The following is a 15104-nucleotide window of genomic DNA, read 5'->3' as shown; positions in this document are numbered from 1 at the left end:
ATTGAGCTTCGTGTATCGTATTCAAAAACTAGAAGGGGGCATGCTAATTCATATGAATATTAACTTGCTAAGTTTAAAACATTTTGGTAAATTTCAAAATAAAAGGCTGGAATTACAAGACGGAATTAATCTTGTGTATGGGACGAATGAAGCTGGAAAAAGTACAATACACACATTTGTAAGGGGAATGCTATTTGGTATTGATAAGCAGCGAGGGAGAGCAAACTTTGATACCTATACTAGATACAAACCATGGGATACGCCAACATTATACGATGGGGAGATGGAAGTGGAAGTTGAAGGGGTTTCCTATCTTATAAAAAGAAACTTTTACAAAGAAGAGAAATCACTACAGATTATTAATAAAGAGACGGGAAGAGAGGTTCCGTATAAGGAACAACGAGGTAGCTGCTTTATTGAAGGTGTAACAGAGAGTAATTACAGTAATACCGTTCATATCGCCCAGCAGCAGGCAGCAACAGGTAAGGAACTAGCATTTCGCATCAATGACTATATCGCGAATATGTCAACAACACAGACAAGCGAAGTAAATGTAAATCAAGCGATAAAGGAATTGCAAGCACAAAGAAAAGAGATTGAATCAAAGCAAACGAAGCAACAAGTACAAGAATTGAATATGGAATTAAAGCAGATTCAAACGACAGACTTTATGTTGAAGGAATTGGAACGACAGACACTTAGCCTTGATAAAGAGATACAAGCATTAACTCTTGAAAAAGCGAATTGCAAGGTTGATGGGGCATATGTTCAGAAGTTACAGGTTCTTGATTCCTATACGAAAGAATATGATTTGATTGCCGAGAAATATCAAAGTCTGAAAGATTGCCGAGACTACTATCTTCAAGTGACACAACAGACACGAGCGTGGGGAAGTATAGGAGAGCAAAGTAAGGCATTGCAACTTGGGAAAACTGGACAAATCCAAGGAAACTTGCAAGAGGAAGTAAAAAAGATAGAGAATGCGCCTAGGAATCATAAAGGACATATATGGAAAGCTTTATTTGTGATTTTAAGTTGTCTTATCTGTATCCTTGTGCCAACAGGGAAAGTGAATGAAGCAATGATTATAGTATTAACAGGAGTATTGGTAATTAGTATTGTACTGGTTCAACTTCTTGTAAATAAAGAAAGAAAAATTCCGAATAGCGAGAAGGATATCCCGCAGGAAAATAAAAGTGAGCTAGAAAAGCAATCAGAAATACAACAACAGATTCCTCAAGATAATCAGCTTGCAGCAGAATATAAAAAAACATGTGAACATCTTCTTGCCAGAATGCAAGCACAGGAAAAGGATATACTGGCATATGCGAATAAAGTAGTTGCAATACCTGAAGTGAATACAGAAACGATGAAACAGTTGGATGAAGAAATCACTAAATTAACAAGTCAGTTGCAGAAGCAAAAGACAGTACTACAACAAAGGCAAATGAGGGAGAAAGAAGTTAATCGTCAAATAGAAGCTGCCACTACGAAGAAAGAGAAGTTACGATGGGAGTTTTCTAAGTTAGAAGAAAGTATTGCGGATTATGCAAAGAAAAGAGCAATGCGTGATGAGCTTATGGAAAGGAGAAAGAAAGAGGAAGTTGAGTTAACAGCAATTGATATAAGTATTCAAACAATACAAGAACTTGCATCTTCTATACATGATGATTTCGGAGAAAAGTTAAATCGAGCAATATCAGAGATTTCGACTGCATTTACACTTGGAAATTGTTATGATGTAAAAGTAGATGAGAAGTTAAACATGAAAATAGTAAAAGGTAGTGAATACGTTTCAATGGAATATCTAAGTGCAGGAACGATGGAGCAATTATATTTGGCGTTGCGGTTAGTGACAGCAGAACTTCTTTTGAAGGATAGAGAGATGCCATTGATTTTAGATGATGCGTTTGTGTACTATGACGATAATCGTTTAGAGGAGACGATATGTAAACTGGCAACACATACAACACAGCAGATATTAATATTTACTTGCCATAATAGAGAGCAGGAAGTGTTGGATAAACACCAGATTCCATATAACTATATTGAACTATAAGTAATAACATGGAAAGGATATGCTTCAAAGAATTCAAGCCTTATTATTGGAGCAGTATCGCAAGCAAGCTTGTGATAGGCAAGGGTATAAGTATGAACAATGATAATAGAAAAAATGGTGAAACAAAGTCACCAAAGACAAAGAAGCAACTAAAAAGAGAGAAAGCAATTAAATTCAGAAAGAAACATCCTATCTTGCATCATATGAAATTTGCGTTAAAGATATTATGCTTAGTACTTTTAATAGTAGTATTAATCTTAATCCTATTATTTTATAACAAGTATGGAAAGAGAATTTTGCAACTGCAATCAGAAGCAAGAACATATGTTAGTGAATCGACACTTGATACATTTCGAGCCACGGAAACGAGTATTGTTTATGGTGCGAACGGAAAGGTTATATCAGAATTAAAAGGTGAAAAGAATCTGTACTATATGGAGTATTCTGAGATACCGCAACAAGTAGTAGATGCATTTATAACGATAGAGGATAAGAACTTCTTAAAACATAACGGCGTTGATTTGAAAGCGAATGTAAGAGCTGTGGTAGAATTGGTAAAGAATCGAGGAGCAATAAAGCAAGGTGCGAGTACGATAACACAGCAGCTAAGCCGTAATATTTTCTTGACGCATACAGTTAGTTGGGAGCGTAAGATAGAAGAAATCTTCATTGCAACAGAATTAGAGAAGAAATATGAGAAGTGGCAGATACTTGAGTTTTATATAAACAATATTTATTATGCGAATGGATATTATGGTATTCAGGCAGCGAGTGAGGGATATTTTAATAAAGAAGTAGATAAGTTGACATTATCAGAGGTCGCTTTCCTATGTGCGATACCGAATAATCCGACTGTATTCGACCCTGTAGATGAATATGATAATACAATTACTAGAAGAAATCGAATACTAAGACAGATGAATGAAGATGGTAAGATTTCAGATGCGGAGTACCAAGAGGCATATAATCAAGAAATCGTATTAGATAGAAAGAAAATCAATAAGAAAGATTATGTTGAAACCTATGTAAATTACTGTGCAACAAGAGCATTAATGCAGGAACATGGATTTACATTCCGCTATGAGTTTGAATCTGATGAAGATGCAGCAGATTATAAGGAAAGATATTCAACATTGTATAGTGAATGTCAGCAATCGTTATTTAGAGCTGGATATCGTATCTATACATCGATTAATATGACACAGCAGAAACTTCTTCAGAACTCCGTAGATGAGGCATTAGCGCAATTTACAGAAGTAACAGACGATGGTGTGTATAAACTACAAAGTTCTGCGGTATGTATTGATAATGAGACGGGATACGTTGTGGCGATTGTTGGTGGTAGAAAGCAAAAGAGTGCAGGTTATACATTAAACCGTGCATATCAAAGTTATAGACAGCCAGGTAGTGCGGTTAAGCCATTAATCGTATATACACCAGCATTAGAAGTAGGACATTATCCTGAAGAAATTGTAATAGATGAGAAGTTTGAAGGTGGCCCAAGTAATTCAAATGGTGTTTATTCTGGAAAGATAACACTTCGTAAGGCAGTAGAGCAATCAAAGAATACAATTGCATGGAAGTTATTTGAAGAAATTACACCAACGGTAGGTTTACGTTATCTTCAAAGAATGAATTTTGCAAAGCTTGATAAGAATGATTATTTTCCAGCGGCATCATTAGGAGGTTTTACAAATGGTGTTAGCTCGGTGGAAATGGCATCTGCGTATGCAACGCTTGAGAACGATGGAATATATCGTGAACCAACGTGTATTGTGAAGATAACAGATGCAGAAGGCAGAGTTATTGTAGGAAGTGATAGAAGTGATTATCAAGTATATGATAAGAATTCAGCAAGAATGATGTCAGATATTCTTACGGGAGTAGTTAAATATGGTACTGGTAAAGGATTAAGCATTCCCGGTATGGCAACAGCAGGTAAGACAGGAACAACGAATGAAAAGAAAGATGGTTGGTTCGTTGGATATACACCATACTATACGACAAGTGTGTGGGTAGGATATGATATGCCACAAAAATTAGAAGGTTTAATGGGGTCAACGTATCCAGGGCAAATATGGTATAGCTTTATGACAAAAATTCATGAGGGGCTAGAGAGTATAGCTACATTCCCTGAATATGTGGATACATCACCAAAGGAGGATATCGTACAAGAAGAACTAGAAGATATTGATTTAGATGATGAGGAAGACAACATTGAAGATGGTCAAGGTGGAGTAATTAATGAATTTGATAACGTAACACCGAGCGATGACCAAACACCAGATGATTATTATGACGATGATGATTACCAAGATACGCCGGATGACGATATGGAGATTCCGGATATAGATGATGGTGATGATGCAATCGTTCCAGATGATGATGACGGAGCAATAGATGAGCCAGATGATACGCCGTTACCAGATGACGATGATAATGAGATTGATGAAGCAACAGAGAACACATAAATCGGAAGAGAATACGAAGAACAGATAATAACAAGAATAAAGAATACAAAGAAAGAAGGAAGATTAGCTTGTAATCATCCTTCTTTCTTGGTATAAATATATAAAATATTATTTTGTATATTGGTTAATGATATTTTGAATTCTTTCAGTTGGATTTAATAATTCACTGATTGAAGCATCATGATTTAATGTATCAATCAATAAAGCAACATATTTACTCATATCCGCACTGATATAGTATTCTTTTGTTAATAATTCAGCTGGTTGGTATACAAGGTTAGTTGTAATAACTCTATAGATTAAACCTTGTTCATAAGCCTCATCAAATTTATCGAAACCATTTGTGAATAAACCGAACGTAGCAGCAACGAAGATTCTTCCGGCTTTTCTTCTCTTAAGTTCAGAAGCTACATCAAGCATACTTTCTCCAGAAGAAATCATATCATCGATAATAATAACATCTTTGCCTTCTATGTCAGTTCCTAAGAATTCATGAGCCACAATTGGATTACGTCCATTAACGATTGTAGTGTAATCACGACGTTTGTAGAACATACCCATATCTACGCCAAGTACATTGGCAAAGTATACAGCACGTCCCATAGCACCTTCATCAGGGCTAATAATCATCATATTTTTAGAATCTACTTGTAAATCAGGTACATTCTGAAGTAAAGCTTTAATAAATTGATATGTTGGTTTGATTGTTTCGAAACTCTTTAAAGGAATTGAGTTTTGAACACGAGGGTCATGTGCATCGAATGTAATAATACTTTCAACACCCATATTTGTTAATTCTTGAAGTGCAAGAGCACAGTCTAAAGATTCTCTAGAGCTACGTTTATGTTGTCTTCCTTCGTATAGGAAAGGCATAATAACGGTAATTCTTCTAGCTTTTCCCCCAACGGCAGCGATGATACGTTTTAAATCTTGGTAGTGATCATCTGGTGACATATGGTTAACATGTCCACTCATGTTATAAGTAAGACTGTGATTACATACATCAACTAATAAGTAAAGGTCTGTACCACGAACAGATTCGTTAATAGAACCTTTCGCCTCACCAGAACCAAAACGTGGGCAAGCAGCATTGATAAGATAAGAATCTCTTTGGTAGCCAGCAAAAGCAATTGTTGACTTGTGTTCGCTTTCTCTTTCTTTTCTCCACTCTACAATGTAGTCATTTACTTTTTGACCAAGGTCAGAACTACTTTCTAAAGCGATGATTCCCAGTGTCCCTACTGGGATTGTTTCAAATAGTTTTTCTTGTTGTGGCATTACTTCGTCCTCCATAAAATGTAAACGGTCGTATACACGTGTCATAAAATGTCCATTAAATTTATACCATTATGTTTCGCGCAAGTCAAGGTGAATATGAAAATTAAGTAGAAAATGCTTTTTTTATTCGAATATCATCTCCAACAATCTTAAGAAGACGGTAATTACTTGCAATTCTCGAAAAGATACGTTCGCTGTAATTCGTATTCAGATTATCCCAAGAGAGGTTGGTTGATATTATTGTCGATTTCTTGCGTAGATGGCGTTCATTAATACACAGATATAACTGTGATGTAATAAAACTGTTGTTAAGTTCCGTACCAAGATCATCGATAATAAGTAAATCGCAGTCGAGAATATATTCAAACTGCTCATTGGCTTCTTCTTTTTCTTGGTCACGGTGAAACTTGTTCTTCTCAAGTATATCAAAAAATTGAAATGCAGTTAGGTAGATAACAGTGTGGGAACGATCTAATAGTTCCTTGGCAATACAGTTAGCTAAGAAAGTTTTGCCAACACCAGCATTTCCGTACAATAGAAGATTGGCGTAGGTAGTGTCAAAATTATCGATATATTCTTTGCAGTTTGAAACAACTTTTTTTATGTTAGCAAGTGGTGTTAGATTTGTTGTCTCCTCAATATAGGAATCGGAATAGAAATTGTAATTGAACGTAGAGAAATTCTCTTGTGTCATAATTCCTTTAATATTTGATTGTGAGTAGAGAAGGTCAACGATTGCCTGTTTAAAGCAATGGCACTTCTCGTTATCAATATATCCGGTATCTTTACAGTCCTCACAGTGGTATGTGGTCATGAGGTAGTTAGATGGATACCCGTTTTCGGTGAGAATCTCAACTTTTCGCATAGATAGATCCAAATTATGATCTGCTAAGGAATGTAAAGCATCATCGTCGCCCATTAGAGAGAGTTTTGCGCTTTGAATGGAGCTTGATACAATTTGATCATCAATTTCTTTTATTTCAGGTAAAACAGAATAGATGTACTTAATTCGTTTATCTAATTCATGTCTGTTTTCTAATTGGCGTTTGTCGTATTCTCTAAGAATTTTATTGTATTGAAAATTCTTTAATTGCATTTATGCCAGCCTCCTTTATTGTTTATTTAATAAACGTTGTTCAAGAGAAGAATAATCTGTAGCTGTATATGCTCTCTGAGGGAATGCATTAAACTTGTTGTTTGAAGGTTTGGTACTAGAAGCTGGTTTAGGAGTGGCGGCATTTGTTTTTGCATGTTCTAAGTCAAGTTTCTCGATATCAGCTAAGTGGTGGACACCTTTTTTAAACCAAGACTCAAGAATCTTATCTGCATATTTGAAGTCTGGTTTTTGAACGGCTAAGATTGTCCTATTGCATGCTTCAATAATAATATCAATGTTGAAAGCATATGTGTTAACCCAAGTGGTGATGAATTTCTGCTCAATAGCACCAGGCATACGGTTCATACCAAATGCTTTTGCAACAGCGTTAAAATTGGCATTATATGCAACTGCAGTAGCTTCTGCTTTTTCGACAGTATCAACACCTTCTTCTGCCCATCTTAAAGCAACAGCTTCGATATAGGAAGAATTCTTCTTGTTTTTCGATACGCAGTATTCATAGAGATACATAATTAATTCCACTGAGAAACCAACATTCTCATATAGAAAAAGAATAAGTTGGATATCTGTGGGTTTCAATAGGCGCTCTAAGTAGATTTCAATGATATTCATAAGCCATTTAATTTCATCATTATTCGTTAACTCTTCAACTTGTGAAGGGGAATACGTTAATTTTTCAAATGTATTAGATTCTTTTACGTTGTCTTCTGGGATAGAAGGAATAGAAAGAGGCTCTGGACTTGGAAGGTTAATGTTGTCCTCATTAGTAGAGGCGGCTGCAGCCATCTCATCGAAAGCAGTTTGATCCACATTTGCTAAGTCGTTAAGAGTGATACCAATGATGGTATCTTTTCTATCTCTCTCTAAAGTAAGTGCGCCTGCTTTATCCCAATAATTAAGCGCGCGAATAATATCCTTCTCAGAATCTTCTAAGCAATCAGCAATAACTGCGACTGAAACGATTTTATCTGAGCTGGATAGAAGGCGTAGGAGGTAAAGATATACTTTTACAAAGGATCCATTTGCTTTGGGCATGTATTCATCAATGAAGATGTTAGAGATTATCGTCACATCGTTCATGTGATTAGTATGTAAAGTGATAGGTTTCATACGAGAAAATCCTTTCTAAATATGTTGACGAGGGGGGGGATAAACTTGTTGCGATCAATATATGCAACGGTCCAAATATCAATGTTCTAACATTATAGCATAATCCAATTATAATTCAAATAGAGGATTTTAGGATTTATTCTATCGTAAATGTGGATATAATTTGTGGATAGTGTGGATAACTTGGAGGAAAAATAAGCTTGTACGAGATAAATCTTATAAATAGGACATCCACGAACTAGGGAAAAGTAAAAAATAATCCACAATCTTATCAAAAGAAAATTGTTGATAAGATTGTGGATAATGTGGATAACTAGTTACCTAATAGTGATTCTCCTATAGAAACAACGTCTCCAGCGCCCATAGTTATCAACAAATCGCCATTAGTACAATTTTGTAATAAAAAGTTCTCGATCTCTTCAAATGATGGGAAATGGTATGCTTCTTTACCGAGTTTCTGTATTTCTGCAAGTAAATCTTTTGATGAGATTTCACCAGTATCTACCTCGCGAGCAGCATAGATATCTGTTAATACAATGTTATCAGCTAAAGTAAGAACTTCTGCAAACTCTTTTAAAAATGCTTTCGTGCGAGTATAGGTATGCGGTTGGAATACACACCAAGTTGATTTATGAGGGTAACGTTTTGCTGCTTCAAGTGTTGCTCTAATTTCGGTTGGGTGATGTGCATAATCATCAATAATTGTAATACCAGAGACTTCGCCTTTGTATTCAAATCTTCTTTCTGTACCATGGAAAGCAGTTAAACCTTGTTTGATAAGATCCATTGGAATGTTATATTCAAGGGCTAAAGCAATTACAGGTAAGGAATTTGATACATTGTGCATACCAACAACGCCAAGTACAATATGGTCAACAAATTCGCCATTGTGTAATAAATCATATTCTCCATATCCATCATCATTAAACGAGATGTTTGAGGCACTGTATGTATAAGAAGAATCTGGAGTAGACTCTGTACTGTATGTTATCACTCTGCAAGGAAGACCTTGTGAGATTTCCTCATAGTTTTCGATCTCGCCATTAATGAATAAAATACCGTCAGCAGGAAGTTTCTCTGCAAATAAGCGGAAGGATTGACGAATTTCAGTGATATCTTTAAAGAAATCAAGATGATCTTCTTCAACATTTAAGATAACGCTGTATCTTGGGTTGAATTTGAGAAAACTGTTTGTGTATTCACAGGCTTCTGTAATGAGATTATCTGATTTACCGATACGTATGTTACCGCCAATTGCTTTTAGAATTCCCCCGACAGAGATGGTAGGATCTAAATCACTTTCAAGAAAAACTTGAGAAAGCATAGATGTGGTAGTAGTTTTACCGTGAGTACCGGATATAGCAATGGAGTTTTTATAGTTAAGCATAACTTGCCCAACCATTTCAGCACGATCCATTCTCGGTATATTTTGTTGTATAACAGCCTGCATTTCAGGATTATCATCATGAACAGCAGCAGTGTAAACAACTAAATCGATATCAGGAGTAATATTTGTAGGCTTTTGACCATATAATATAGTAATGCCTTTTGCTTCAAGGTGTTCTGTGATTTTGCTCTTCTTGGAATCAGACCCACTAATTGTAAAGCCTGCTGTATGTAATAGTTCGGCAAAACCGCTCATGCTGATTCCGCCAATTCCAATAAAGTGAATGTGGATTGGTTCGTTAAAATTGATTTTATACATGGAACTACACTTCCTATTCTAAAATTAGTATATGATAATATATTGTTATTATAACCATTTCTATGAAAAAAACAATTAGAAAATGGAGTAAGGTTAATTTTGGTTGTCTTATTTAAGGCAATCTAGGTAGATAGTACTATTCGCTTAACTAGGACAATAATATAGAATAAGAGGGTACCATCTAACCTAACATAGGGTATATGTCATGAAAAAGAATAGTGAAAATGTAGAAAGAATACAAAGGAAAAGGGAAATCCTAGATACAAAGTAGTCGATAACTACAAAATAATTATTTATTAGATGGGAAATTTTGTTCACATTTAATTCGATTCATGTTATAATGGAAAACATAAAACAACAAGAGGTGATTACGTGATTAGAAAAGAAATGATAGCAATGTTACTTGCTGGAGGACAAGGTTCAAGACTTGGAGTACTAACATCAAAAGTTGCGAAGCCTGCTGTTGCATTTGGAGGAAAATATCGTATTATCGATTTTCCATTAAGTAATTGTATTAATTCAGGAGTTGATACCGTAGGTGTTTTAACTCAGTATCAGCCATTACGACTTAATACACACATTGGAATAGGTATTCCATGGGATTTAGATCGTAATATTGGTGGCGTAGCTATATTACCACCTTACGAAAAATCAAATAGTAGTGAATGGTATACAGGAACTGCTAATGCTATTTATCAAAACTTAGAATATATGGAATATTACAATCCTGAATATGTACTTATTCTAGGGGGAGACCATATCTATAAGATGGATTATGAATTAATGTTAGAGTATCATAAATCCAACCAAGCAGATGTTACAATAGCAACAATCCCAGTACCAATGGAAGAAGCGAGCCGATTTGGTGTTGTAATAACTGATGAAAAAGGAAAAATCACAGATTTTCAAGAGAAGCCAAAAGTACCAAGAAGTAATCTGGCGTCTATGGGTATCTACATATTCAGTTGGAAGATTTTGAAGAATGCTTTAATTAAGCTATCGGAACAACCGGGATGTGATTTTGGTAAGCATATCATTCCATATTGTCATGAGAATGGTAATCGTATCTTTGCATATGAATATAATGGATATTGGAAAGACGTTGGTACATTAGGAGCTTACTGGGAAGCAAACATGGAGTTAATAGATTTAATTCCTGAGTTTAATTTATATGAAGAGTTTTGGAAAATATATACAAAGAGTGATATTATTCCACCACAATACATTGCGGACGGTGCTAAGATAGATAGAGCAATTATTGGAGAAGGTGCAGAAGTATATGGAGAAGTATACAATTCTGTAATTGGATCTGGTGTATGTATTGGAGAAGGAACCGTTGTTAGAGATTCTATTATTATGACTTCTGCAAAAATAGGAAAGAATTCAACTATTGATAAAGCTATCATTGCCGAAGGTGTAACCATTGGTAATAACGTTGAGCTTGGAGTTGGTGAAGAAGTACCGAATATTGTAGAACCGAATATATACTCATTTGGTTTAGTTACAATTGGGGAAAATTCATATGTGCCTGATGGGGTTAAGGTTGGTAAAAATACAGCCATTTCAGGAGCAACGAAACCAGATGATTATCCAGATGGATATTTAGCTAGTGGCGAGACTTTAATTAAGGCAGGTGATATGTAATGAGAGCAATAGGAATTGTATTAGCGGGTGGAAATAACAGCAAAATGAAAGAACTATCAAACAAACGTGCAATTGCAGCAATGCCTGTTGCTGGTGGATACCGAAGCATTGACTTTGCATTAAGTAATATGTCAAATTCTCATATTCAAAAGGTTGCAGTGTTTACACAATACAATGCAAAATCATTGAATGAACATTTGAATTCATCGAAATGGTGGGATTTTGGTAGAAAGCAAGGCGGTTTGTTTGTATTTAATCCTACGATAACAGTAGATAATAGTTTTTGGTATCGTGGTACAGCCGATGCAATGTATCAGAACCTCAGCTTCTTAAAAAACAGTCATGAACCATACGTAATTATTTCGTCAGGTGATGGTATCTATAAACTTGATTATAATAAAGTTTTAGAATATCACATAGCTAAGAAAGCGGATATTACAGTTGTTTGCAAGAAGTTAGAAGAGGGAGAGGATGCAAGTCGTTTTGGTGTAATCAAAACGAATGAAGACGGCAGAATCGAAGAATTTGAAGAAAAACCAATTGTAACAACTGAGAATACAGTATCAGCAGGTGTGTATATAATTAGAAGAAGACAACTAATTGAATTGATTGAAAAATCAGCACTTGAAGAAAGACATGATTTTGTTAAAGATATTCTTATTCGATATAAGAATTTAAAGAAAATATATGCATATGATTTAGATACTTACTGGAGTAATATTGCAACTGTTGAATCTTACTATAAAACGAATATGGATTTTCTGAATAAAGATATAAGAGACTACTTCTTTAAAGACTATCCAGGGGTGTATTCGAAAATTGATGATTTGCCACCAGCAAAATACAACAAAGGTTCTAATGTAAGAAACAGTTTGATTTCTAGTGGTTGTATCATCAATGGAGAAGTTGATGGTTCTATATTGTTTAAGAAAGTATATGTTGGAAACAATTGTGTTATTAAGAATTCCATCATATTGAATGATGTGCATATTGGGGACAACACCTATATCGAAAATTGTATTGTTGAGAGTAGGGATACGATTCGCTCAAATACAAAACATATTGGCGAAAATGGTGAAATAAAAATTGTAGTAGAGAAGAATGAGAGATATACGTTATAAATGGTATTTTTGTTGCGTCGCAAGGAAAGTTATTTCATTTACATAGGTAATTGGTTATGGTAAGTGCTAATGGGGTATAGCAACACTTTCTATAACTAGTATAAGTAAAGATGTGATTTTCTTAATATAAAAGCGAAAAATATATGACTTATTAATTGACCTAAAAGTTCAAACAAAAGGGGGATTACTCTAATGCAGATTACAGACGTCCGTGTAAGAAAGGTAAGCAAAGAAGGTAAAATGAAAGCAGTGGTTTCTATTACACTTGATAACGAATTTGTTGTTCATGACATTAAAGTTATTGAGGGTGAAAAGGGATTATTTATCGCAATGCCTAGCCGAAGAGCTGGTGACGGAGAGTACAGAGATATTGCACATCCGATTAATTCAGAAACAAGAGATCGTATTCAAAAGATTATTCTTGAAAAGTATGAAATAGCAATATTAGAATCTGATACAGTCGACGAAGAGTAAATGGAAAGAGCTACTATTTTACGAATGAAAGTAAAACAGTAGCTCTTTCTTTGTCTTTTTTTTGGTAAGAATCTTAGCAACAACTTAACGCATATACATTATGGAATGCGTTATAATAGAAACTGGAAGTCTATGTTTTTATTCTAAAACAAGCAAAGGAAGGGAATTATGAATATTACACAGTTTTTATCACTACTTGGTGGCTTGGCTCTATTTCTTCTAGGAATGAATATGATGAGCGATGGTTTAGAAAAAGCCGCCGGAAATAAGATGAAGAAGATTCTTGAGAAATTAACATCAAATCGTTTTTTAGGGGTAGCAGTTGGAGCAGCAATTACAGCAGTAATTCAGTCTTCTTCAGCAACTACGGTTATGGTAGTTGGTTTCGTTAATTCAGGTCTTATGACGTTAAGACAAGCTATATGGGTGATTATGGGTGCCAATATAGGAACGACAATAACTGGACAATTAATTGCACTTGATGTAGGAGTGATTGCACCAGTATTTGCAATTGTCGGTGTTGTATTTATTGTATTTTTGAAATCAAAGAAGCTATATCACATAGGGCATATCATTGGAGGCCTTGGTGTATTATTCGTCGGTATGGAAATGATGAGCGGAAGTATGACTGGATTAAGAGATTCCAAGTTATTCATGGATACAGTAACCAATCTATCAAATCCACTTCTCGGCATTGCAGTAGGTGCAATATTTACCGCAATTATTCAATCTTCATCAGCATCTGTTGGTATATTGCAAGCTCTATCAATGAGTGGAGCAATAACATTGAAGAGCTCAGTGTATGTTTTGTTTGGGCAAAATATAGGTACATGTATTACAGCGGTACTTGCATCAATTGGTACAACTCGTAATGCGAAGAGAACAACAATTATACATTTAATGTTTAATGTAATAGGAACTGTATTATTCACATGCATTTGTCAGTTACTTCCGTTTGTGGATTGGGTTATTAAGTTGACACCAAATAATTCGGCTGCACAGATTGCAAACGTTCATACAATATTTAATATTGTGACAACATTACTTCTATTACCAGTAGGAGTACAGTTGGAAAAAATCGCAAAGAAGATTTTGCCAGAGAGGGAAGACGAAGTAGGTACAGAGATGAAACTTCAATTTATTTCACCATCGTCTCTTATTAATCATTCCCTAGGTGGAGCAAGTGTTGCAATTTCTCAAATCCATAAGGAAGTAGATCGTATGTATAGCTTAGCTGTTGAGAATGTAACTGCATCATTTGACATAGTGTTAAATTGGGATGAGAAAAAATATGCTAAAGTAGAGCAGAATGAGGAGTATATAGATTTCCTTAATGCAGAAATCTCTCAATACATATCAAGTATTATATCAGCAGAGATGTCAGAGAAAGATGGTAGAGCAATTAGTATGTACTTTAGTGTAATCGGTAATGTTGAACGTATTAGTGATCATGCCATGAATATAGCAGGGTACGCTAATTTAATAAGAGAAAAGAAAGGTACTCTAACTGAAACTGCGGAAATGGAAGTGAAAGACATGAAGCGTGTTACTTTAGATAACCTTCAAAACATCAATATGTCAGAAGATGGTATTACAGCTACAAAAATGGAGCAAATAGCAAAGATTGAAGACAAAATGGATGAAATGGCTCTTATATATAGAGAAAACCAATTATGTAGACTTCGAAAAAATGAGTGTAAAGGCGAGATTAGCGTAATATATTCCGATATGATTACTGACTTTGAAAGAATCGGTGACCACATTATGAATATAGCAGAATATATGACAGTGTAGTATGCGATGCATAAACAAGTATTGTTCACATAATGTGAAAAAAGCTTGTTTATGCATTTTTTTAAAAAGCCCTTTACAAATGCTTTTATGTCTGCTATACTAGACCAAGTCGGTTGAAGAACTGTACTAAATGAATAAACAATTCTGAAATAATTAAGAATTGAAGCAATTCGAAAAATAAATAAAATTGTTGTTGACAAACATCGAAAGATGTTGTAAACTATAAAAGTTGCTTCTGCAAAGCACGGAAAAACAGATTTTGAAACAAAAAAAGATTTGAAAAAAGTGCTTGACAAACAGAAAACAACATGGTAAACTAAATAGGCTGTCG

General features: G+C 34.9%; 10 protein-coding genes. 6 read left to right on the top strand and 4 right to left on the bottom strand.

The window, feature by feature from the left end:
* Nucleotides 1-52: 52 nt before the first annotated feature.
* Both RMR19_RS07170 and RMR19_RS07165 read left to right on the top strand, forming a co-directional pair.
* Nucleotides 53-2059: an ATP-binding protein gene (locus tag RMR19_RS07170; protein WP_310602818.1), complete on the top strand. Its 2007-nt coding sequence runs from the start codon at nt 53-55 to the stop codon at nt 2057-2059.
* 92 nt (nt 2060-2151) lie between these two features.
* Nucleotides 2152-4530: a transglycosylase domain-containing protein gene (locus tag RMR19_RS07165; RefSeq protein ID WP_310602817.1), complete on the top strand. Its 2379-nt coding sequence runs from the start codon at nt 2152-2154 to the stop codon at nt 4528-4530.
* 108 nt (nt 4531-4638) lie between these two features.
* On the opposite strand, the gene RMR19_RS07160 is transcribed toward RMR19_RS07165, so the two are convergent.
* The 4 genes from RMR19_RS07160 to murC all read right to left on the bottom strand — a co-directional run bounded on the left by RMR19_RS07160 (nt 4639) and on the right by murC (nt 9740).
* The gene (locus RMR19_RS07160) at nt 4639-5808 is read right to left on the bottom strand and encodes a ribose-phosphate pyrophosphokinase (RefSeq protein ID WP_310602816.1); all 1170 of its coding nucleotides are present in this window, start codon (nt 5806-5808) and stop codon (nt 4639-4641) included.
* Between the two features lie 103 nt (nt 5809-5911).
* On the bottom strand, nt 5912-6904 hold the full coding sequence (locus RMR19_RS07155) for an ATP-binding protein (protein WP_310602815.1): 993 nt from the start codon (nt 6902-6904) through the stop codon (nt 5912-5914).
* Between the two features lie 15 nt (nt 6905-6919).
* A complete protein-coding gene (locus RMR19_RS07150) occupies nt 6920-8005 on the bottom strand; it encodes a DnaD domain protein (protein WP_310602814.1) in 1086 nt (361 codons plus the stop codon).
* Between the two features lie 343 nt (nt 8006-8348).
* Entirely contained in the window at nt 8349-9740 is a 1392-nt protein-coding gene (murC, locus tag RMR19_RS07145) for a UDP-N-acetylmuramate--L-alanine ligase (protein ID WP_310602813.1), read from the bottom strand.
* Between the two features lie 372 nt (nt 9741-10112).
* Here murC and RMR19_RS07140 point away from each other — a divergent pair, with 372 nt between their 5' ends.
* From RMR19_RS07140 to RMR19_RS07125, 4 genes are all read left to right on the top strand, one after another.
* Nucleotides 10113-11384 (top strand): glucose-1-phosphate adenylyltransferase, encoded by a 1272-nt coding sequence (locus tag RMR19_RS07140; RefSeq protein WP_310602812.1) that lies wholly within the window; start codon nt 10113-10115, stop codon nt 11382-11384.
* On the top strand, nt 11384-12505 hold the full coding sequence (gene glgD, locus RMR19_RS07135) for a glucose-1-phosphate adenylyltransferase subunit GlgD (RefSeq protein ID WP_310602811.1): 1122 nt from the start codon (nt 11384-11386) through the stop codon (nt 12503-12505). The genes RMR19_RS07140 and glgD overlap by 1 nt, the downstream gene beginning before the upstream one ends.
* A gap of 192 nt (nt 12506-12697) precedes the next feature.
* Nucleotides 12698-12979 (top strand): septation regulator SpoVG, encoded by a 282-nt coding sequence (spoVG, locus tag RMR19_RS07130; RefSeq protein ID WP_310602810.1) that lies wholly within the window; start codon nt 12698-12700, stop codon nt 12977-12979.
* 168 nt (nt 12980-13147) lie between these two features.
* Entirely contained in the window at nt 13148-14773 is a 1626-nt protein-coding gene (locus RMR19_RS07125; RefSeq protein WP_310602809.1) for a Na/Pi cotransporter family protein, read from the top strand.
* The last annotated feature ends 331 nt before the right edge of the window (nt 14774-15104 follow it).

This window comes from Anaerosporobacter sp. (assembly GCF_031551385.1).
Classification (GTDB): domain Bacteria; phylum Bacillota; class Clostridia; order Lachnospirales; family Lachnospiraceae; genus Anaerosporobacter.
Note: the sequence above shows the minus strand (reverse complement) of the source record. Positions and strands in the feature narration are given on the sequence as shown.

Coding starts and splice junctions, on each gene's coding strand:
- RMR19_RS07170 (WP_310602818.1), top strand. CDS start 53: ATGAATATTAACTTGCTAAGTTTAAAACATTTTGGTAAATTTCAAAAT.
- RMR19_RS07165 (WP_310602817.1), top strand. CDS start 2,152: ATGAACAATGATAATAGAAAAAATGGTGAAACAAAGTCACCAAAGACA.
- RMR19_RS07160 (WP_310602816.1), bottom strand. CDS start 5,808: ATGCCACAACAAGAAAAACTATTTGAAACAATCCCAGTAGGGACACTG.
- RMR19_RS07155 (WP_310602815.1), bottom strand. CDS start 6,904: ATGCAATTAAAGAATTTTCAATACAATAAAATTCTTAGAGAATACGAC.
- RMR19_RS07150 (WP_310602814.1), bottom strand. CDS start 8,005: ATGAACGATGTGACGATAATCTCTAACATCTTCATTGATGAATACATG.
- murC (WP_310602813.1), bottom strand. CDS start 9,740: ATGTATAAAATCAATTTTAACGAACCAATCCACATTCACTTTATTGGA.
- glgD (WP_310602811.1), top strand. CDS start 11,384: ATGAGAGCAATAGGAATTGTATTAGCGGGTGGAAATAACAGCAAAATG.
- spoVG (WP_310602810.1), top strand. CDS start 12,698: ATGCAGATTACAGACGTCCGTGTAAGAAAGGTAAGCAAAGAAGGTAAA.
- RMR19_RS07125 (WP_310602809.1), top strand. CDS start 13,148: ATGAATATTACACAGTTTTTATCACTACTTGGTGGCTTGGCTCTATTT.